The organism is Microbacterium murale (genome assembly GCF_014635185.1).
GTDB lineage: Bacteria > Actinomycetota > Actinomycetes > Actinomycetales > Microbacteriaceae > Microbacterium > Microbacterium murale.
The window spans coordinates 674,310-693,581 of record NZ_BMCM01000001.1; the positions used below are offsets into that span (position 1 = coordinate 674,310).

A 19,272-nucleotide genomic window follows, 5' to 3' on the forward strand; every position below is an offset into this window, starting at 1 on the left:
ATCATGCTCCTTCTTGCCAGTAGAGGCGGCGCGGGTTGTCGACGAGCAGCTTCTGCTGCAGGTCGGGCGTCGTCGCGATCTGAGGGATGTAATCGACCAGCAGCCCGTCGTCGGGCATGTGGTCCTTCAGGTTGGGGTGGGGCCAGTCGGTTCCCCACAGCACGCGGTCGGGGAATTCCTCGACCACGCGACGGGCGAACGGCACGACGTCGGTGTACGCGTGCTGCTCACCATCGAGGGCGCGGGGCCCCGAGACGCTGAGGCGCTCGGGGCACGAGACCTTGGTCCACACGTTCTGGTTCTCACGCATGAACCGCAGGAACAGCTCGAACTCAGGGCCGTTCGGGTCTTTGGTCACGTCGGGCCGGCCCATGTGGTCGACGACGACGTCTGTCGTGATGCTGGAGAAGAAGTCGTAGAGCTCGGGAAGGTCTTCGGCTTCGAAGTAGATGACGACGTGCCATCCGAGCGGGGCGATCTTCGCGACGATCTCCTGAAGCGAATCGGTGGGCACGCGATCGACGAGGCGCTTGACGAAGTTGAAGCGCACGCCGCGCACGCCAGCCTCGTGGAGCTCTGCCAGCTGCTCGTCGGTGACATCGCGGCGGACTGTGGCGACGCCGCGCGCACGACCTTCGCTGCGGCGCAGTGCGTCGACCAGGGCAGTGTTGTCGGCACCGTGGCACGTGGCCTGCACGATCACGTTGCGGTCGAACCCGAGGTGGTCGCGCAGAGCAAACAGCTGCTCTGCCGAGGCATCACACGGGGTGTACTTGCGCTCCGGAGCGTAGGGGAACTGCTCGCCGGGGCCGAAGACGTGGCAGTGCGCGTCGACCGCGCCCGCCGGCAGGCGGAAGGTCGGCGTGGTCGGGCCGTCGTACCAGTCCAGCCAGCCCTCGCTCTTGGTGAAGTCACCAGTGGTGACTCCATGTTCGATACCGGTGTGCGCCATCTCAGTCCTCCACGTATTCCAGGCCTGCGGCGGCCAGCGGCTCGCGCATGCCGTACAGGTCGAGTCCGAGCACGCCTTCACGGAACTTCTGGCGCTTGGACTCCTCGTTGTCCTCGCGCTTCTGCGAAGCATCCGCTACCGCGCCCACGAGTTCACGAGGAACCACGACGACGCCGTCGACGTCGGCGACGACCACGTCACCCGGGTTGACGAGCGCGTTCGCCGCGACGACCGGGATGTTGACCGAGCCGAGCGTGGCCTTGACCGTGCCCTTGGAGTTGATGGCGCGCGAGAACACCGGGAAGTCCATCTTCTCGAGGTCGGCGACGTCGCGGACACCGCCGTCGATCACGAGACCCTTGCAGCCCCGGGCAGTCAGCGAGGTGGCGAGCAGTTCGCCGAAGAAACCGTCCTCGCTCTCGGTGGTGCAACCGGCGACGATGACGTCGCCTTCCTGGATCTGCTCGGCGGCGACGTGGAACATCCAGTTGTCACCGGGCTGCAGCAGCACGGTGACGGCGGGGCCGCACAGCTTCGCGCCGTTGTAGGCGGGGCGGATGTAGGGGCGCATCAGGCCGACGCGGCCCATCGCCTCGTGGATCGTGGCGACGCCGAACTGCGAGAGCCGGGCCACGTCGTCGGGGTCGGGACGCTGGATGCTGGTGCGGACGATGCCGAGGTTGTTGAGTCGCATTCTTGGGCCTTTCAGAGCTTCTAGAGTCAGAGTCCGCGGGCCTTGAGGGCACGGTCGAGACGCGGGTAGACGTTGCGGGCGTTGCCCTCGAAGACCAGGTCGCGCTGGAAGTCGCTGAGGTTCGTCGTCGCGTCGACGTAGCGCTTGGTGTCGTCGAAGTAGTGGCCGGTGCGGGGGTCGATGTCGCGGACGGCGCCGATCATCTCGCTGGCGAACAGGATGTTCTCGGTCGGGATGACGTCGGTCAGCAGGTCGATGCCCGGCTGGTGGTAGACGCAGGTGTCGAAGTAGACGTTGTTCAGCAGGTGCTCTTCGAGCTCGGGCTTGCCGAGTGCCATCGCGAGTCCGCGGAACCGGCCCCAGTGGTACGGCACCGCACCGCCGCCGTGCGGGATGACGAGCTTGAGGTCGGGGAAGTCCTTGAACAGATCGCCCTTGAGCAGCTGCATGAAGGCGGTCGTGTCGGCCCCGAGGTAGTGGTCGCCGGTGGTGTGGAAGACGTCGGGCCGGCAGGTCGTCGAGACGTGCACCATGGCGGGGAGCTCGTACTCGACGAGCTTCTCGTAGATCGGGTACCAAGAGCGGTCGGTGAGCGCGGGAGCAGACCATTTTCCGCCGGACGGATCGGGGTTGAGGTTGACGGTGACGGCGCCGAGTTCTTCGACTGCACGGGTCAGCTCGGCGATGGTGGTCTTCGGGTCGACGCCTGGCGACTGCGGCAGCATCGCGCCCATCAGGAAGCGGTCGGGGAACAGCTCGCTGACGCGGGCGACGAGATCGTTGCAGATGCGTGCCCACGTCTCGCTGACGGTGAAGTCGCCGATGTGGTGGGCCATGAACGACGCACGGGGGCTGAAGACGGTGAGGTCGCTACCGCGATCATTCATCAACCGCAGCTGGTTGGCCTCGATGGTCTCGCGGATGTCGTCATCGCTGATCTTCAGGTCGGCGGGATTCGGCGCTTCACCGTTCCCCTTCGTGAAGGCGATCTGCAGGTCACGCCAGGCGCCCAGCTGCGCAGGGGCGGTGGTGTAGTGGCCATGGATGTCGATGATCAACGCGTGTCGTCCTTGTCACTCGGATGCTGAACTCGGATGCTGCTGGTCCCGACTCTAGGTCGGGTGCTGTATATAGTCCAATAGATGTGAAGCACGTTCTCCATAGAGAGGATCGATAGATGGCGCTGGCGGATCTGAACCAGTTGCGGACCTTCGTGGTGCTCTACGAACTGCGCAGCGTGACGGCCGCGGCAGAGCGGCTGCATGTCACGCAGCCGACCGTCAGCTACACGCTGCGGCGGCTGCGCGAGAAGTTCGGCGATGAGCTGTTCCGCCGCGAGGGCCACGACATGGTGCCGACCGCGAAGGCCACCGCCCTGTTCGCGCCGCTGCACGAGGCTCTTGCCCAGATCGACGAGACGGTGAGCGACCCCGAGGCTTTCGAGCCGGCCGGCTTCAGCGGCGAGCTCTCGCTCGGTCTCACCTCGATCGGCGAGCAGACGTTCCTGCCGCCGATCATGGCGGCACTCGCTCGCGCGGCATCCAGTCCGCACCTGCAGGTGGCGCGTCTGGACTCCGATCAGGTCGAGGACGGCCTCATCCGCGGCACGATCGACCTGGCGATGACGGTGTCCATGATCGGCAGCCCGCGGCTGTGGCGCACGCACGTGCGTGCGGTCGAGTACGTCGCCCTGTCGTCGGGGCAGCATCCGCTTCCCTCGACCGGGCCGGACATGTTCGATGGCCGGCACTTCGTGCGCGTCTCGGCGCGCGGCGGTCACGTGTTCCCGCTGCAGGCGCTGACCGAGCACGGCCTCATGCCGCAGGTCGCGCTGACCGTCGAGGAGTATGCGACCGTGCCCGCCGTGCTGGAGGCGACGGATCTGATCGTGCTGCTGCCACGGCACGTCGCCGAGGTGTTCTGCGGCTGGTTCCCCGGGTTGCGCATCGCCGAGCTCCCCTGGCCGGGACAGAGCACGCCCGTGTCGCTCTACACGCGGCGGGAGGCCAGTCTGTCTGCGGCACAGAGATGGTTCCGCTCGGTGGTGCTGGATGCTGTCGCCGCGGGTGAGTATCGGCGGCGGTCCGGCTAGCGCGCGCATCGAGACTTGCATCGCCAGCATCCGAAGTCGAGCACCGCCCGATCCCACGGCAGCGTCAGTCGAGGGTCGCGTTTATACACCCACGCGCACGGGGCGCCATCCTCGGCGTTCACCTGCAGCACCCAAGCGTCCGCCTTTTCGTCACGAATCAATACCGGCTGGAGGTCGGCGTCTTGCGGAGCGTCTGCGAACGGCACGATCTCGTCAGTCGACCTGGAAGATGTCCACCGTCACACGATCTGCGCGGTGGGGAGGACGCAGGCTTCCGACGCACACGACGTCGTTCAGCCACGCCGACGGCCCGTCGAGGTCCACCTCGAACTGCGGCTGCGTGCGGCAGTACCATCCCTCGTCCGGCTGCGTCTCCCCGCTGAAGATCCGACGCATGGTCTCGTCGTCCTGCGTTCCCCATCCTTCGTTGGTGATCATGATGTGCTCACCGGTGTCAGTGCGCAGCGTGTACCTTGCCCACAGATGGGTGATTCCGTCGGTGCGCGCAACATTCCAGTCCGCCCCGCCCGGCAGGATCTTCCCATTCAGCCTTGGCCCGGAGAAGAAACCTCCGGTGATGGGAATCACCCGCCGCACGCCAGCCGCGGTCCTGCCCACCTCCAGCGCGGGTGCGAGTTCCACTTCCAACGTGGTCAAGTGTGACAGCGCGAGCATCATGCGTTCTCTTCCTCGGTGATGGCGGGTGCGAGATTCGACTGATCATCCGGCTTCGCCAACTTGCGCATCACGATCAGCACGATCAGCGCCGACACGACCGAGAGCCCGGCCATGGCGAACAGGCCGAGGTCGAATCCCTGCTCGAGAGCTGCCGTTGCGATGGGCGCGACGATGTCTCGAATCGGATCGGGAAGCGGAGCGTTCGCGACCGCGAGCGGTCCTCCGGCTGCGAACACCTCGTTCGCCACTCCGGCGACCTCCGCAGGAAGCTCACCGGAGTTCAACTGCTGAGCGGTCGACGACGACGCCGTGCCGATCGCGACAGCGGCGACCACCGCGGGCCCGAGCGTCTGTCCGGTTTCGCGCACCAGGCTGGTGGCTCCGGATGCCATCCCGATGTGCTCGCGGCTCACGGAGTTCACGGCTGCGGCCGTCAGGGAGGTGAACATCACGATGAAGCCGATGCCGAGGAGGAGGATCGGCACCGCCAGCGACAGCAGGTCGGTGGTGCCATCGGCCAGCATCGCGAGCCAGACCTGCCCCACGGCCAGCAGCAAGAGACCGATCACGAGCAGCGTGCGCGGCGAGACGCGATGGATGAGCTTCGGAAGCCACCCGGCAAGCGCGAGCGGCACCAGTTGGATGAGCACGAACGGGAGGGCGACCATGAGGGGCGCCGCGTGCGCGATCGGACCGAGCTTGATCGCGACGGCGTAGGCAGTGCCCATGAAGCTGAGCATGCCCAGCAGCCCGGCGGCAGCCGCAGCCGCGAATGCCGGGATCTTGAGCAGGCGGACCTGGAACATCGGATTCTCACTGCGGGCCTCGATCCAACCGAACAGCGCCAGAGCCACCGCCGCGACGACGAATCCAGCGATGACCTCGATGCTGCCGTATCCGGCCTCGGAGCCGTGGATCACGGCGAAGATCAGTGCCACCAGACCCACGATCACCGTAATCTGGCCGGGCCAGTCGAGCACCCGCTTGTGCACGGACCGGCTCTCGTTCGCGAAACGCGCCACCAGCGCGAAGGCCACGATCGACGCCACGAGGATCGGGAGGAAGGCCGAGCCGAGACCGAACTGCTGCACCATCAGAGCGCCCGCCAGGGGTGACACCGCCGCCCCGAGCGAGATGGCGATGGCCCAGCGCGAGAGCGCGTGGGCTCGCGACTCGTCGTCGGGAGAGTACTCGGCTGCCGATGCCAACGTCGACGGCAGCAGGATCGCCGCACCGAGACCGAGCAGGACCAACGCGATCGCCAACACGATCAGAGTGGATGCGACCATGCCGACCACGGCGCCGATGGCGACAACGCCGAGACCCAGCAGCATGAGCCTCTTGCGTCCGAAGATGTCGCCTAGCACGCCGAAGTTCAGCTCCAGCAGCGCGGTTGGGATGAAGACGGCGGCGGTCAACCATGTCAGTTGCGTGGCGCTTGCGCCGAAGGTGACCTGAATCGAGTCGTTCAGTGGGGCGAGGACCGTCAAGCACATCTGAGCGACGAAGACCGCGGCTGCGGAGGTCCAGATCGTCGGACCGTGCATCGCATGCACAATCGAATCGCGGGGGGTTGGAGAACTCACGAAGCTACCTCCTCGTAGCGGAATGGGATCCGGCGGGCCGGGCGAAGCGCTGTCTCTGCGGACTCGGGTGGCACTTCAGCGACAAGTCTCACCATCTGGCTCACTCCCCCGCTTCTCTCCTGACGAGGAACTGTCCTATCGTGATTGTTGTCCAACGACAGATTCGACGAGGAGATCCCCATGCGTCAGTGGTTGCTTTCGCTGTCCCCGGCACATCCGGCGACATCAGCGGCTTCGCCGCGCCTACGGGCCCTCGCCGAATCTCGGGTCGGCACGGGGGCAGCGGACTGGGCTGCCGAGCTCACACTCGCCGTGATCGCCCGATTGTCGGATCAGATGCATGATGTGAGTTCACCCACGGAGATCGCCGGGGCGCGCGGCTGCGAGGAATGCCTGCTGACCACCCTCATCGGGCTCGCCGACAGCAGTGCCGGCAGCATCGTCACACCCGAGGCCGCCCTCGACGACGCGAGAGTGGCCGCCCGCGCGGCGATTCCGCTGGATCGCCTGCTCCGGATCGTGTGGGCCTGCCACGCCGCTGTGGAACAGCAACTGCTCGACGTCATCGGCGAGCGCGCTGAGCCGTCCGAGCTGCTCGACGAGGTTCGGGAGCTCGTCAGGCTCCTCGCTCAGTTCATCGATCGCTACGTGCACGACATCAGCTCCATGTACGCCACCGAACGACTCGAGAGCGAGAGCCGGCTTCTCGTCGAGAGGCGCCGTATCGTCGACGCCGTCCTCGGCGGCCAGGATCCCGCGGCGGGAACGGAGGCGACCGTCGGCCTGCGCTGGGACGGATATCACCTTGCGGCAGCCGGGTGGGCCACATCGCGCAATCGTGCCCTCGGCTCCGAAGACAGCGCCTACCGCTTCGCCGAGCGCGTAGCGAGACAACTCGGCGGCAGCTGGTTGGTCGTGGAGCGCGGCGATCACGTCGAATTCCACTGGGCGTTCCCGCACGCAGGCGCCTTCGACAGCGCCGTATTCGACGCTGGGAAGCCTACCCGCATGCGGATCGCGCTCGGCACCGTCGAACGCGGGGTCGCCGGATTCGTCGGCACGACGCGAGCTGCGCGCGCAGCTCGCGCGATCGGGCTGACAATGAACCGTCCGTCGGATGTGGTTCGCTACGACGACGTGGGACTGCTCGCGCTGCTGTGTGCGGACCGTGACCAGGCCCGAACGTTCACGCGTCGCGAACTGGCCGGCCTGCTCGGCGCTGATCCCAAGACCGAAGCGGTCCGCGAGACGCTGCGGTACTTCCTCCTGGAGGGGCGCAGCCGACAGGTCGCCGCCGCGGCCATGCACGTGGCGGCGACCACCGTCGCGTACCGCGTCAAACGCGCGGAGGAGCTGCTGGGCAGGTCTACGACCACGCGCACGCAGCAGACGGTCGCAGCCCTCGAGTTGGCTCACGCCTTCCCGGACCTGGTCGCGACACCTCGGTGACCACGGGTGCCCTCACCACCGACAGCGAGGCCACACCCTCCCCAGGTCAGAACGGATAGCGCGCGATGTCGGACTGAATCGTGACCCACTGCAGGTCGCAGAAGGTGCTGAGGTTCGCCGACCCGCCGAAGTGACCGCCCGTGCCCGATGCCTTGGTGCCGCCGAACGGGGCGACGGCCTCGTCGTCGACGGTCTGGTCGTTGATGTGCACGGCTCCCGACTTGATCCGGTCGGCGAGCTCGAAGGCTCCGTACGGGTTGCCGGTGAGCACCGAGACCGACAGTCCGTACTCGGACGAGTTGATGATGTCGATGGCCTCGTCGACGGTGTCGTACGTCGTGATCGGGGCGACCGGTCCGAAGATCTCCTGCGAGAACGCCGGAGCGTCGTGCGGCACGTTCGACAGCACGGTCGGCCGGTAGAACAGGTTTTCGTAGGTGCCCCCGGCGCTCAGCGTCGCGCCGGCGGCGACCGAGTCCCGCACGATGCCGTCGATCTTCGACAGCTGACCGGCGTCGATGATCGGTCCGAGAGCGTTGGTCGGATCGGTCGGGTCGCCGACGGTGATGCGGTTCGCGATCTCGCTGAGCTTGGCGGTGTACTCCTCGGCCATGGAACGGTGCACGAGGTGACGCCCCGTGGTCATGCAGATCTGCCCCTGGTGCAGGAACGATCCCCACGCGCCGGCGGATGCCGCGGCATCCACGTCGGCGTCGGGCATGACGAGCAGGGCGTTGTTGCCGCCGAGCTCAAGGTGCAGCTTCTTCAGCAGCGGAGCCGCGGCCTCGCCGATCTTGCGACCGGCGGCCGTGGAACCCGTGAACGAGATGCACGGCACGTCCGGGTGCGCGACCAGCGCGGCACCGACGTCTGCCCCTCCTGGCAGCACGTGCAGCAGCCCATCGGGCAGACCGGCTTCGGCGAGGATCTCGGCGAGGGTGAGTCCGCCGGCGACGGGCGTGCGCGGGTCCGGCTTCAGGATCACGGCGTTGCCGAGCGCGAGCGCCGGGACGATCGAGCGGGCCGACAGGATCGACGGGAAGTTGAACGGACTGATCACGCCCACCACGCCGACGGGCACGTACCGACCGATCGAGGTACGCGGCTTCATGCTGCGCAGCAGCTGTCCGTAGGGCTGAGCGGCCAGGCCCGCACCCTCGGCGAACTCGGAGACGACCAGGCCCGCCTCGAATGCGGCCTTGCCCGCTCCGGACCCGGACTCGGGGATCAGCCAGTCGGTGAGCCGCTCGGGCGCGGCCTTCAGGATCGCCGACGCCTTCGCCATGACGGCGGCACGTTCGGTGTACGGCAGTGCCGCCCACGCGACCTGCGCCTTGGTGGCCTCGGCGACTGCGGTGTCGAGGTCAGCGGTGGTGGCCTGGCCGACCGTCGCGATCACCTCACCCGTTGCCGGGGCCAGTACGTCGAGGGTTCCACCCTCACCCGCCACGAAGCCGCCGCTCGTGTAGATCTTCTCTTCCCAGATTGTGGTGCTCATCGTTCATCCTTTTTTCGTGGTGTGAGGTGAGTCAGGCGGCGTTCTCACGCTGCGCGGCGATGGCAGCATCCAACTGCTCCGCCTCGGCCCACGAACCGTGGAACGCGAACGGCACGCGCACGGGCAGCTTCACCCGGGCCAGCGGTGCGGCGGTGAAGGACACCGTCTCATGCACGAGCAGCTCGGACAATCCCGTTTCGCGGTTCCACCACAGCGACAGCAGGTAGCCATCGTTCTCGGCGTTCGCGCCACGGCGCTGCACGAACACGGGCTCGCTCGGGTTGGTCAGCGCATCCTCGCCCTCGATGACGATCGTCTGCCCGGTCTCGAAGTCGAAACGGGCGAGGCCGTCGGTCATCGTCTCCGGGGTGAGGTCGCGCGTGGTCGCGAAATAACCGAACTGCTGCTTCTGGCCGAGGAGCGCGTCGTTGATCATCGGGAACTCACCAGCCACACCGCTGAGCATCCGATTGGACGCCTTCTTGGTCACCGGGTCCAGCTCGAACCTCCACGCCATCGCCGGCGGGAACCAGCTGTGCGAAGCCACCGGGTCGTCCGGGTGCTCGGCCGGGTTGCCCAGGCGCGAGATGACATGCAGGTCGACGACGATGCGGTCCTCGGTCTCGTAGGCGTTGAAGAAGTGGGTCGGGGCGAGCATGAGTCCGGTGTCGTACCAGGTCACCTTCTTCGTCCGGCGGTCGAGCACCGCGAACCGGCTGCCGTCCGGCACGGCATCCTCGTCCCAGAGCACGCCGGGGCGGCCCTGCATGATCCGGTCCATCCGGAACTGCGTGGGCGAGATGAGGAAGATCGCGTGGTGCTCGCTGACGATGTAGTCGTGCACCATCGCGGGGCAGCCCATGTCGAACGTGAAGCTGTCGATGATGTTCGCGTTGCGGGCATCCGCCTCGTACCAGGTGAGATTCTGACCGACCGCGGCGAAGAAGAGCATGTTGCCGCTGTGCGGGTCGATCTTGTAGTGGGCGGTGCACAGCACGTCGAGGCCGCCGTTGAAGTCGTAGTTCCCGAACGTGTCGAGGGTTCCGGCATCCAGCGACTGCGGCAGGCCGCCCTCGAAGTACACCAGCAGGTGGTCGGCGAACAGGCCGACGTTGGTGTTGGCGACGTTCTTCGCCGGCGGAGCACCGGCGGGCATCTGGGCCGGCGGCGCGGCCAGGCCATTCACGAAACCGCTGTAGACGGCCTCGCCGGCCTCGACCTCGATCTTCATCGAGTCGGTCATGACCCACTTCATGCGAAAGGAGGCCTTGCCGTCGCGGATGTAAGTCGCCGCTACGCCGCCATCGCCCTCCCACCAGTGGTAGCGATCGAGGTCGCGCGGGGCGAAGCGGGGGTTGTTGGCGATGCGGAACAGTGCGCCCGCGAGGTCCTCGGGCAGCTTGCCGATGACCGGCAGGTCGTACGCCTCGGACTCCTCGGCCCATGGTGCGAACGGGCCGTTCAGGAACTTGTTGGCCGTGTCCCACTGCACATCCGCCGGGTGGCGCTCAGCGGGCTGAGGGCGCGGCACGATCGTGGTCGGGTTCACCAGTGGCACATCACGCATGGGGGCTCCTTCGAATCGGATCAGGTCAGTGGGTGCGTTCGGACGGCCAGATGCCGTGGCTGCCGGGCGCGAGGATGCCTGCCGGATCGACGGCATCCTTCAGGCGGGAGTAGAAGCGGTGCAGCGCTCCGTCACCGGCGCTGTACAGGGATGCGATACGGTCCTGGATGGTGACGTGGCCGCGGTACTCGCTCCAGCCCCATTCGGCGGCGCGGTCGATCATCTCGTCGGCTGCCGCCCTGGCACGCGCGGCCTCTTCGGGGTCGCTGCTGTCGAAGATGATCATGCAGGCGCCGATGAGCGTGCGCGATTGCGCGATCCAGCCGAAACCGGCGACGAGGTCGTGCTTGTCGAGGATCTCCATGACCATCGCCTCGTGCTGCGCCGCAGCCTCACCCGTGAACGGGATGATCGGCGAGAAGTCGAAGTGCCCGACGGTCGGCCCGAAGTGCTTGCGCAGCATGTCGAGCAGGAACTGGTTCGGGATGCCGGCGGGCACGAGGTCCAGCGGGTGGACCTCGTGCGGGTCCACATCGCCCGGGTAAGTGCGCAGGTCGACGATCGCGCCCGGGATGTGTGCGACGGCTTCGCGGACGATCGCCTCGCGCGCGCTGATGAGCGACGGACGCCCGTAGAAGCCGACCCGCGCGTTCACGCGGCCGGGAGGGAAGACGGCCGACATCTTCTGCTTCTTCGATCCGCCACTGGTGTCGTCCCACGGGGCCATACGGCCGCCCTCCGGTTCGGGCGAGCTGACGATGAGCGGATGCCCCTGGATGGTGCCGTCCTGCACGAGCGGGCCGAGCGCGTCGATGAGGGCCGGGATGCGGGCAGCGTCGTCGAGGATCACAGAACCGACCGTGAAGGCCTCGGGCTGGGGCGCGAGCCAGATGCCGAGCTTGGTGATGATGCCGAAGTTCGACTGCAGGAACAGCGAGTCGATCGACGGGCCGAAGCCGCGCTTCGCGCGGGCGCCGAGGGCGTTGTTCGGCAGCGCCCACAGTCCCGTGCGCAGCACGGTGCCGTCGGGAAGGACGACCTCCATGCCGGCGACGGCGGAGGCGTGGTCGCCGAACTCGGTGTAGCCGACGCCGTGTTCGGCGGTGTTGCCGACGACGCTGCCCCAGCCGAGGTCGGGGGTCGAGATCCACAGCTTCGCGCCGCGCTTGCTGATCTCCGCGTGCAACTCGGTGAACGAGACGCCGGGTTCAACGATGGCGTAGCCGCCCTGCTCGTCGAGCTCGAGCACCTGGTTCATGCGGCGGAGGTTCAGGCTGATCGACCCTCCCACGACGGGCGCCGCTCCGCCATAGCCGTAGTTGCGGCCCTGCGAGCTCGGCCACACCGGGACTCCGGCTTCGGCTGCGATGCGGACGATCGCCTGCACCTCTTCGACGGACGCGGGCTGCACCACGACGGCGGGCTCGGGCGTGGGCGTCAGGCTCGTGGCCCACGGATCCAGGAACTCGGCCGCGTCATCGCCGATGAGCACGTGATCAGCTCCGACGATGTCGGCGAGCCGGGCGCGTAGCTGCTCCGACGCGACCTGGACTTCTGCGCCTTGGGCGATCGACATTCAAACTCCCGTGTTCTTCAGCCGCGCCACTCCTCATAGTGGCGTTACACGATAGTCTTCATCGTCGAGCTGCCCTATTTCTCGATCTGCGGTGATGAAGCAGGATTGGAAAATTATCGCGGCGCGACAGTTCACGATCGACGCGGCCGATCGCCTGGTGGAGGGCACGACTCCGGAGTTATGCGGAGGCGTCGGCGGCGTCGCCGCGCTCGAGCATCTGCCACAGCACGCGGAACAGGGCCGCGGACTCGGCCGAGTCCATGTGCGCGGTGAGCTCGCGTTGCACCTCGACCACCAGCGGCGCGAGGCGCTCTCGCTCGGCAGCACCATGAGCGGTGAGCGCCACGACGTTGCGGCGCGCATCGCCCGCCGCACGCTGACGGGTGATAAGGCCCGACTTCTCCATCCGCCGCACCAGATCCGCGACCGTCGATCTGTCGAGATCGACCTCGTCGCCGAGCTCGCGCTGGCTCGCCGCGCCAAGCCGTTCGAGCACGGCGAGGATGCTGTACTGCGTACTCGAGATGTCGGGCGAGGCCACCCGAGCCCAGGTCGACAGGTGCAGCTGCTGCGCGCGGCGGATGAGGTTGCCGACGTGCCGCTGCGGCTCGGGGAGATCTGCCATCGTCATCACGGCATCCATCCTTCCTTCTTCAGATGAACAGGTGTCCGATCGCCACAACCATGACACCGTCCGGACGCACATAGCTGGTATCGCCTGCCGTGAGAACGACCTTGGCCCTCAGTTCCGACGCCCGTTGCAGGGTCACCTTGGCCTCCAGTGCGAGAAGACTGCGCGCCGCGGCATCCACCGCCTTGGATCCGCCGAGCTTGACCTCGAACGCCGACGTTTTGACTATCACTTCTGCGATGAGCCGACGACCACTTCAGCGCCGACCGGCAACAGGAAGTCGGCGAAGAAGTCCCGCAGCTCGTCGCGCGCCGACAGCGGCAGGACGTGCGCGATGTACTGGTCCGGCCGGACCACGACGATCGCACCTTCCTCTGCGATCCCGCGCCGCGCGAAGATGTCGTCGGCGGGGTCAGCTGCCCATACCTTCTCCCAGTCCTGCAGCCCGAGCGGACCCGTCTTCGGCACGAGCAGCGCGGGCAGCGACGTCACGTCGACGTCGTGGTGCGAGCCGCGGAAGATCCCGTGCACGTCGATCACGCTGTCGATGTCGGCGTCCGCTGCCGTGAACGTGCGCACGGGCGAGTCCGCATCATCTGCCAACCACGTCGCGAGATCGCGCAGTGCTGCACCCGAAGCGTCGCCGAAGGCGTAGATGCGCCAGCGTCCGTCGGCGCTGTGGGAGTGCCCGAGCTGCATACGGCGGGCATCGGCCACGCGGCGGACCGGCGCGGAGTGGAACCGCGTGCCGATCTCGAAGCCGGTCGCGAGCTGCTGGTGCTCAGGCGATCCCGTGAGCGTCGACGGCGTGTACGTCGTCGCGAGCCCGGCGGTGTACCGGCCCTGGCGGGCGAACTCGGCCTGCATGTCGGCGGGCGAGACGCCGCCGCGCTCCGGATGCTCCGGGTCGAGCGCCGGCTGCGCGATGAACGCCGACCAGTGCTTGTCGAACGCGATGAGATCAACCGCTATTGCCTGACGCTCCTCCGAGTATGTGCGCAGCAGCGCAGCATCCGAGCGTCCCTGCAGAACGGCGGCGAGCTTCCAGCCGAGATTGAACGCGTCCTGCATCGACACGTTCATGCCCTGCCCGGCCTTGGCACTGTGCGTGTGGCAGGCGTCGCCCGCGAGGAACAGGTGCGGTGTGGCATCCGCCGCGGATTCCGGGGACAGATCATCGAAGCGATCCGCGACCCGCTGACCGACCTCGTAGACGCTCGACCAGGCGACCTGCTGCACATCGATCGAGTAGGGGTGCAGAATCGCGTTCGCGACGTCCGCGAGCTGGGTGGCCGTGGTCTTACGGATCTCCGCATCGCCTGCCTCAACCACGCCGAGGTCTACGTAGCAGCGCACCATGTTGCCGCCCTCACGCGGGATCATCAGCAGGCTGCCCTTGCCGGCGGACTGCACGACGTTCTTGGTGCGCCAGTCGGGGAAGTCGGTCGTGGCGAGCACGTCCATGACGCCCCACGCGTGATTGGCCGCATCACCCTCCAGGCGGATGCCGAGAGCGCGACGCACGTTGCTGCGCGCGCCGTCGCAGCCGATCACGTACTTGGCGCGGACGGTGAACTCCTCGCCCTCGGTCCGCCGCAGGGTCGCGATGACCGGATGCTCCGACGAGGTGTCCATCTCGTAGCCGATGAACTCCACGCCGTAATCTGCTTCGAGCCTGCTCGCGGACTTCGCCGCGTGATCGAGCAGGAACTGCTGCATGCGCGCCTGGTTCACGATCACGTGCGGGAACTCGCTGAGTCCTGCAGGAGTGTCATCGACCCAACCGCTGCGCGCGATCTTGGATCGGTCGTCGTCGGAAGGGCCCCAGAACCGCACCTCGTTGACCCAGTACGCCTCACGGACGAGCGCGTCGGCGAGACCGAACGCCTGGAACATCTCGACCGTACGGCACGCGACACCATCGGCCTGTCCGACCTCGAGCGGGCCCGACCGACGCTCGATGACGCGCGTCGTGATGTCGGGGAACGCCGCGAGCTGCGCGGCGAGCACGGTGCCGGCGGGCCCGGTGCCGACGATGAGCACGTCGACTTCGTTCGGGAGCTCGGCAGCGCGGTCCCTCGTCTGCGGCGCCGCGGGCACGACGTCCGGGTCACCGGGGCGATATCCGTCGCGGTAGAACTGCATGGGATCTCCTTCGATCACTCCGGCTGTGGCGACACTGCCGATCCAAATTCGTTGGGGTACCAACGATAGCACGTGGACGAGACCCTTGCTCAGTCCGGCGTCAGTTCTTCTTGCGGTTCCAGCTGGCCTTCGCCGGGGCGAAGGGGCTGCGCACGTGGATCGCCCACGTCGAGTGCGGGTGGATGCGCAGCAGCGCGGTCTCGTAGAACGACACCGCGTCCGCCGTGAGCGACGGGAGAACGGCGTCCTTGTCCGTGGTGTCCTCCGCGCGAGGACGCAGCGCCTTCCAGACCAGCTGCACCTCGGGAGCGCCGGTGGGGATGCCCTCGATATCGAGCACCGCGCGGTCCCACGGCAGAGTGAGCCGCGGGTCGCGCTTGTAGACCCAGGCCCGCGGGGCGCCGTCTTCGGCGTTGACCTGTAGCACCCAGCAGTCCGTGGCATCGTCGCGGATGAGCACCGGCTGCAGATCGGCATCCTGCGGAGCATCCGCGAACGGCACGATCTCATCCTCGTCCGGCACCCACGCGGTGAACCCCTCCGGAAGACTCGCGACCAGTTCTGCGAGATCTGCGGCGACGACGCTCACGTCGATGTTCTCGCGCGCACGGATCGGATGCCCGAGCCAGCGATCGAGCGCGGCCCCACCCGACAACCACCAGCGCACGGATGCCGCGGCGAGGAGCCGGGCGACCGCCTGGGGCTCGAGCGGCGCCCACGGCGTCGCTGAGGTGGGGGTGGAGGAGGGCATGGGACGAGGTTACCCGGGTCTGACCATTCGGCATCCGCTCACAAGGCGACTGACAGGTGGCAGGCTAGCCGCATGGCGAACTCCCGCTCCGGCGACTCGATGACGGATCGGATCGTGCGCGTGCTCGACACCTTCACGACCGAGCGCACGATGCAGACCGCCACGGAGATCGCCGAGCGCACCGGCCTGCCGGCATCCACTGCGCACCGCATCGTCGGCGACCTCGTCACCGCCGGGCTGCTGGAGCGCGATGAGGACCATCGCATCCGCCTCGGCATGCACCTGTGGGAGCTCGCCCTGCGGGGCTCGAGCGCGCTGCGGCTGCGCCAGGCCGCGCTGCCGCACATGGAGCACGTGCAATCACTGATCCGCGAGCACACCCAGCTCGCCGTGCTCGAGCAAGAGGAGGCGCTCTTCCTCGAACGGCTCTCGCATCCGGATGCCGGCGCCAACATCACCCGCATCGCCGGCCGTCTGCCAGTGCACGCGTCGTCGTCCGGCCTGGTGCTGCTCGCCCACGCCGATCCTTCGATCCGCGCGCGGGTGCTGGACGGCCCGTTGCGTGCGGTGGCGAGGGAGACGGTGACGGATGCCACGACGCTGCGCGCGATGCTCGCATCGATCCGGCGGCGCGGATACGTCATCGCGCCAGGGTCCATCGAAGCGGTCTCCACCGGCGTCGCCGTGCCGGTGCGCGATCGGGGTGAGGTCGTCGCCGCACTGTCGGTCGTGCTGCCGCGGGATGCCGCGACCGAGCCCGCCGTCACGGCTCTGATGGATGCGGCCAAGGGCATCGAAGCGGACCTGCGGGCGATGCGTTGAGGTGAGGCGGCGGCTTCGACTCGCCTGCGGCTCGCTCAACCCGTTTCGTCTGCGCGGCCTGCGGCCGCTCCGCTCAACGACCCACGACCCACGGCCTGCCTGGTTCTCATTCAATGGGAATCAAGCGCATATGCGGGTGACGACGCCGCAGACTGGTGCGCAGCATCCCTGTCGAAGGAGACACCATGATCACCAGCATCCGCACCCGCGTCGCGATCGTCGGGGCGGGCCCAGCGGGGCTGATCCTGTCGCACCTGCTCGCCGACGCCGGCATCGAGTCGATCGTGATCGACCAGCGATCCCGCGACGAGATCGAGCACACGATCCGCGCCGGCATCCTCGAGCAGGGCACCGTCGACCTGCTCACCGCGATCGACCCGAACACCCGCGTGCACACGATCGGCGACCGGCACGACGGCATCGAGCTGCGCTTCCAGGGCGAGGGACACCGCATCGACTTCCCCGGGCTCGTCGGTCGCAGCGTCTGGCTCTATCCGCAGCACGAGGTCCTCAAAGACATGCTGCGGCTGCGCCTCGGCGCCGGCCAGGATCTGCGCTTCGGCGTGACAGCATCCCGTGTCGAAGACGTCGAGAGCGAACGCCCTCGCGTGTTCGCGACCACCGCCGACGGCGAGGAGCTCACGATCGAGGCCGACTTCGTGGTCGGCGCCGACGGCTCGCGCTCTGTCGTCCGCCCCGCGATCACCGGCGACTCGCGCAGCGGGTACTTCCGCGAGTACCCGTTCGCCTGGTTCGGCATCCTGACCGAAGCGCCGCCCTCGGCAGAGGAACTCATCTACAGCAACTCTCGCAACGGCTTCGCCCTCATCAGCCAACGCAGTCCCGAGGTGCAGCGCATGTACTTCCAGTGCGCACCCGACGCCGACCCGAATGCGCTGACCGAGGAGCAGATCTGGGAGACGCTGCAGTCACGCGTTCCGGGCACGACGCTCAAGGAAGGCCCGATCTTCCAGCGCGACGTGCTGCGCTTCCGCAGCTTCGTGGCGCACGAACTGCGCCATGGTCGCGCAGCGCTCGTCGGCGATGCCGCCCACACGGTGCCGCCGACCGGGGCGAAGGGCATGAACCTCGCGATCGCCGACGTCGTGCTGCTCGCTCGCGCCCTGCGAGCGCTGCTCAACGAGAGCGACGAACGCCCGATCGACGGCTACGCCGAACAGGCGTCGCGTCGCATCTGGAAGGCGCAGCACTTCTCGTGGTGGATGACGAGCATGCTGCACACCGCACCCGACGCGAGCGACTTCGACCACCTCCGCCAGGCCGGAGAGCTGCGGTCGGTCGTCGAATCCGAGGCCGGTCGCACCTTCCTCGCCGAGGCGTACACGGGCTGGCCCATCGGCTGAGGGCTCAACCGGACGTCCGTTGCGCGAGCGCACGCGCATCGTGCGGTGCATGGCCCCGGGCGTCGTTGTCGAAATAGATGTAGACGTCCCGAGGGGGCTCGTCGCCCTCGCCGTGGGCCCAGCGCCTGATGAGTCCTGCCCACTCATCCAGCTCGGCATCCGTATATCCGCTGTGGTAGAGCTCCTGGGCACCGTGCAGCCGCACGTACACGTGATCGGAGGTCAGCGCGTCGAAGCGCGGAAACCGACCTGCGGTGTCGGCGACGACCATCGCCACGCCGTGCTCACGCAGCAGATCGTCCGCATCCCGGAAGCTCTCGGCTCTCGGCTCCAGTGCGTGACGGATGGGCCGTTCCTCGTCGATCTCCAGCCACGTCTGCCCCGCGAGGCGCGCATCGTGACGTTTCGCCAGGGCGAGCGCCTCGCCGGTCGAACGCGGAAGCAGTGTGAAGAACGCTCGAGCAGCTCGGGCTGGAACTCCTGCCGCTCCGGAAGCTGCCACAGCACCGGTCCGAGCGCCGGTCCCAGTGCGAGAACACCTGAGGCGAAGAAGTTCGCGAGAGCGGTCTCGACGTGACGCAGGCGCAGCATGTGGGTGACATACCGAGAGCCCTTGCCGGCGAAGACGAATCCCTCGGGAACCGAATCGCGCCAACGGTGATAGCTCGCCGGCCTCTGCAGCGAATAGAACGATCCGTTGAGCTCGAGCGTCGAGAAGTGCTCCCCGATGTACTCGAGCTCGCGGCGCTGAGGGAGCCCGACCGGATAGAAGTCGCTGCGCCATGAGGCATAGCGCCACCCGGATGTGCCCACCCGTACGACGCCGGATGCCACGGCGCGCGCCGATCAGCCCCGCGCGGCGGGCTTCCGGTTCTCGGCGCTGACCATCCATGCGAGCTGTTCGAGCCTCTCGATGATCGCGTGCAGGATGTCGGCGCTCGTCGGATCCGCCTCGTCGACGTCGTCGTGCACGTCGCGCATCGTGTGCACGACCGCCTCGAGCCGGACCGTGATCAGGTCGACCGTCTCACTCGTGTCGATCTCACCCTGCGGATACTCGGGCAGGGTGGTGGTCGCCGCGACGACGTCGCTGCGACCGTCCGGCACCGCATGCAGCGCCCGCATCCGTTCGGCGACGGTGTCGCTGAACTCGCGCGTCGCCTCGATGATCTCGTCCAGCTGGAGGTGCGTGTCGCGGAAGTTGTGGCCGACGACATTCCAGTGCGCCTGCTTGCCCTGCATGGCGAGTTCGATGAGATCGACGAGCACCGCCTGAAGGTTCTCGCCGAGCTGCTTCGATGCGACGAAGCCCTTCTCGGCGTTCTGTCGACGCGTGCTCTTCTCGCCCGTTCCTCCGCGTGCCGCGCGGCGCGTGCTGGCGGGGTCCTGCTTACCGGATGCTTTCGTCGTTGCCATCATGGACCCGACGGTAGCGGCGACCTGTCGGCGACACCCAGGGCCTTGACA

General features: G+C 67.6%; 18 protein-coding genes and 1 pseudogene. 4 read left to right on the top strand and 15 right to left on the bottom strand.

All coding sequences use genetic code 11. The features are described 5' to 3' along the window. Position 1 precedes the first annotated feature (1 nt). From IEV67_RS03215 to IEV67_RS03225, 3 genes are read right to left on the bottom strand one after another with little or no spacing between them, the layout of a single operon-like run. Positions 2–952, bottom strand: a complete 951-nt coding sequence (locus tag IEV67_RS03215; RefSeq protein WP_229702678.1) for an amidohydrolase family protein — start codon at positions 950–952, stop codon at positions 2–4. Position 953: 1 nt separating this feature from the next. Then, positions 954–1,646: a 4-carboxy-4-hydroxy-2-oxoadipate aldolase/oxaloacetate decarboxylase gene (ligK, locus tag IEV67_RS03220; protein WP_188435130.1), complete on the bottom strand. Its 693-nt coding sequence runs from the start codon at positions 1,644–1,646 to the stop codon at positions 954–956. A gap of 26 nt (positions 1,647–1,672) precedes the next feature. Next, positions 1,673–2,704: an amidohydrolase family protein gene (locus IEV67_RS03225; RefSeq protein WP_188435131.1), complete on the bottom strand. Its 1,032-nt coding sequence runs from the start codon at positions 2,702–2,704 to the stop codon at positions 1,673–1,675. A gap of 119 nt (positions 2,705–2,823) precedes the next feature. Here IEV67_RS03225 and IEV67_RS03230 point away from each other — a divergent pair, with 119 nt between their 5' ends. Next, on the top strand, positions 2,824–3,738 hold the full coding sequence (locus IEV67_RS03230; protein ID WP_188435132.1) for a LysR family transcriptional regulator: 915 nt from the start codon (positions 2,824–2,826) through the stop codon (positions 3,736–3,738). A gap of 213 nt (positions 3,739–3,951) precedes the next feature. Here the strand turns inward: IEV67_RS03230 and IEV67_RS03235 are convergent, their stop codons facing one another. Beyond that, positions 3,952–4,416: a DUF3237 domain-containing protein gene (locus tag IEV67_RS03235; RefSeq protein ID WP_188435133.1), complete on the bottom strand. Its 465-nt coding sequence runs from the start codon at positions 4,414–4,416 to the stop codon at positions 3,952–3,954. Further along, positions 4,413–6,002, bottom strand: a complete 1,590-nt coding sequence (locus IEV67_RS03240; RefSeq protein ID WP_188435134.1) for an MFS transporter — start codon at positions 6,000–6,002, stop codon at positions 4,413–4,415. The genes IEV67_RS03235 and IEV67_RS03240 overlap by 4 nt, the downstream gene beginning before the upstream one ends. A 180-nt stretch (positions 6,003–6,182) precedes the next feature. Here IEV67_RS03240 and IEV67_RS03245 point away from each other — a divergent pair, with 180 nt between their 5' ends. Continuing rightward, positions 6,183–7,451, top strand: a complete 1,269-nt coding sequence (locus IEV67_RS03245; protein WP_188435135.1) for a helix-turn-helix domain-containing protein — start codon at positions 6,183–6,185, stop codon at positions 7,449–7,451. A 46-nt stretch (positions 7,452–7,497) separates the two neighbouring features. Here the strand turns inward: IEV67_RS03245 and IEV67_RS03250 are convergent, their stop codons facing one another. The 7 genes from IEV67_RS03250 to IEV67_RS03280 form a co-directional block, all read right to left on the bottom strand. After that, on the bottom strand, positions 7,498–8,949 hold the full coding sequence (locus IEV67_RS03250; RefSeq protein WP_188435136.1) for an aldehyde dehydrogenase family protein: 1,452 nt from the start codon (positions 8,947–8,949) through the stop codon (positions 7,498–7,500). Between the two features lie 31 nt (positions 8,950–8,980). Continuing rightward, on the bottom strand, positions 8,981–10,516 hold the full coding sequence (locus IEV67_RS03255) for a carotenoid oxygenase family protein (protein ID WP_188435137.1): 1,536 nt from the start codon (positions 10,514–10,516) through the stop codon (positions 8,981–8,983). 25 nt (positions 10,517–10,541) lie between these two features. Further along, positions 10,542–12,092 (bottom strand): FAD-binding oxidoreductase, encoded by a 1,551-nt coding sequence (locus tag IEV67_RS03260; protein WP_188435138.1) that lies wholly within the window; start codon positions 12,090–12,092, stop codon positions 10,542–10,544. A 178-nt stretch (positions 12,093–12,270) separates the two neighbouring features. Further along, complete coding sequence (locus IEV67_RS03265; protein ID WP_188435139.1) at positions 12,271–12,723, bottom strand: MarR family winged helix-turn-helix transcriptional regulator; 453 nt, start codon at positions 12,721–12,723, stop codon at positions 12,271–12,273. A 22-nt stretch (positions 12,724–12,745) separates the two neighbouring features. Beyond that, on the bottom strand, positions 12,746–12,955 hold the full coding sequence (locus IEV67_RS03270; RefSeq protein WP_188435140.1) for a hypothetical protein: 210 nt from the start codon (positions 12,953–12,955) through the stop codon (positions 12,746–12,748). Continuing rightward, positions 12,952–14,868 (bottom strand): FAD-dependent monooxygenase, encoded by a 1,917-nt coding sequence (locus IEV67_RS03275; RefSeq protein WP_188435141.1) that lies wholly within the window; start codon positions 14,866–14,868, stop codon positions 12,952–12,954. Before IEV67_RS03275 ends, IEV67_RS03270 begins: the two co-directional genes overlap by 4 nt. Positions 14,869–14,968: 100 nt before the next feature. Further along, positions 14,969–15,619, bottom strand: coding sequence for a nucleotidyltransferase domain-containing protein (locus tag IEV67_RS03280; RefSeq protein WP_188435142.1), 651 nt, complete (start codon positions 15,617–15,619; stop codon positions 14,969–14,971). A gap of 72 nt (positions 15,620–15,691) precedes the next feature. Between IEV67_RS03280 and IEV67_RS03285 the strand changes: the two genes are divergently transcribed. Together IEV67_RS03285 and IEV67_RS03290 are read left to right on the top strand one after the other, a co-directional pair. After that, positions 15,692–16,441, top strand: coding sequence for an IclR family transcriptional regulator (locus IEV67_RS03285; RefSeq protein ID WP_188435143.1), 750 nt, complete (start codon positions 15,692–15,694; stop codon positions 16,439–16,441). Between the two features lie 185 nt (positions 16,442–16,626). Continuing rightward, complete coding sequence (locus tag IEV67_RS03290) at positions 16,627–17,805, top strand: 4-hydroxybenzoate 3-monooxygenase (protein WP_188435144.1); 1,179 nt, start codon at positions 16,627–16,629, stop codon at positions 17,803–17,805. Between the two features lie 4 nt (positions 17,806–17,809). On the opposite strand, the gene IEV67_RS19115 is transcribed toward IEV67_RS03290, so the two are convergent. From IEV67_RS19115 to IEV67_RS03300, 3 genes and pseudogenes are all read right to left on the bottom strand, one after another. After that, on the bottom strand, positions 17,810–18,307 hold the full coding sequence (locus tag IEV67_RS19115) for a DUF72 domain-containing protein (protein WP_306440969.1): 498 nt from the start codon (positions 18,305–18,307) through the stop codon (positions 17,810–17,812). Positions 18,308–18,312: 5 nt separating this feature from the next. Continuing rightward, a pseudogene (locus tag IEV67_RS19205) lies at positions 18,313–18,639 on the bottom strand (DUF72 domain-containing protein); the annotation flags it as partial. 12 nt (positions 18,640–18,651) lie between these two features. Continuing rightward, positions 18,652–19,221: a Dps family protein gene (locus IEV67_RS03300; protein WP_188435721.1), complete on the bottom strand. Its 570-nt coding sequence runs from the start codon at positions 19,219–19,221 to the stop codon at positions 18,652–18,654. Between the last annotated feature and the right edge of the window lie 51 nt (positions 19,222–19,272).

Coding starts and splice junctions, on each gene's coding strand:
- IEV67_RS03215 (WP_229702678.1), bottom strand. CDS start 952: ATGGCGCACACCGGTATCGAACATGGAGTCACCACTGGTGACTTCACC.
- IEV67_RS03255 (WP_188435137.1), bottom strand. CDS start 10,516: ATGCGTGATGTGCCACTGGTGAACCCGACCACGATCGTGCCGCGCCCT.
- IEV67_RS03280 (WP_188435142.1), bottom strand. CDS start 15,619: ATGCCCTCCTCCACCCCCACCTCAGCGACGCCGTGGGCGCCGCTCGAG.
- IEV67_RS03265 (WP_188435139.1), bottom strand. CDS start 12,723: ATGACGATGGCAGATCTCCCCGAGCCGCAGCGGCACGTCGGCAACCTC.
- IEV67_RS03250 (WP_188435136.1), bottom strand. CDS start 8,949: ATGAGCACCACAATCTGGGAAGAGAAGATCTACACGAGCGGCGGCTTC.
- ligK (WP_188435130.1), bottom strand. CDS start 1,646: ATGCGACTCAACAACCTCGGCATCGTCCGCACCAGCATCCAGCGTCCC.
- IEV67_RS03245 (WP_188435135.1), top strand. CDS start 6,183: ATGCGTCAGTGGTTGCTTTCGCTGTCCCCGGCACATCCGGCGACATCA.
- IEV67_RS03230 (WP_188435132.1), top strand. CDS start 2,824: ATGGCGCTGGCGGATCTGAACCAGTTGCGGACCTTCGTGGTGCTCTAC.
- IEV67_RS03260 (WP_188435138.1), bottom strand. CDS start 12,092: ATGTCGATCGCCCAAGGCGCAGAAGTCCAGGTCGCGTCGGAGCAGCTA.
- IEV67_RS03275 (WP_188435141.1), bottom strand. CDS start 14,868: ATGCAGTTCTACCGCGACGGATATCGCCCCGGTGACCCGGACGTCGTG.
- IEV67_RS03290 (WP_188435144.1), top strand. CDS start 16,627: ATGATCACCAGCATCCGCACCCGCGTCGCGATCGTCGGGGCGGGCCCA.
- IEV67_RS03235 (WP_188435133.1), bottom strand. CDS start 4,416: ATGATGCTCGCGCTGTCACACTTGACCACGTTGGAAGTGGAACTCGCA.
- IEV67_RS03285 (WP_188435143.1), top strand. CDS start 15,692: ATGGCGAACTCCCGCTCCGGCGACTCGATGACGGATCGGATCGTGCGC.
- IEV67_RS03300 (WP_188435721.1), bottom strand. CDS start 19,221: ATGGCAACGACGAAAGCATCCGGTAAGCAGGACCCCGCCAGCACGCGC.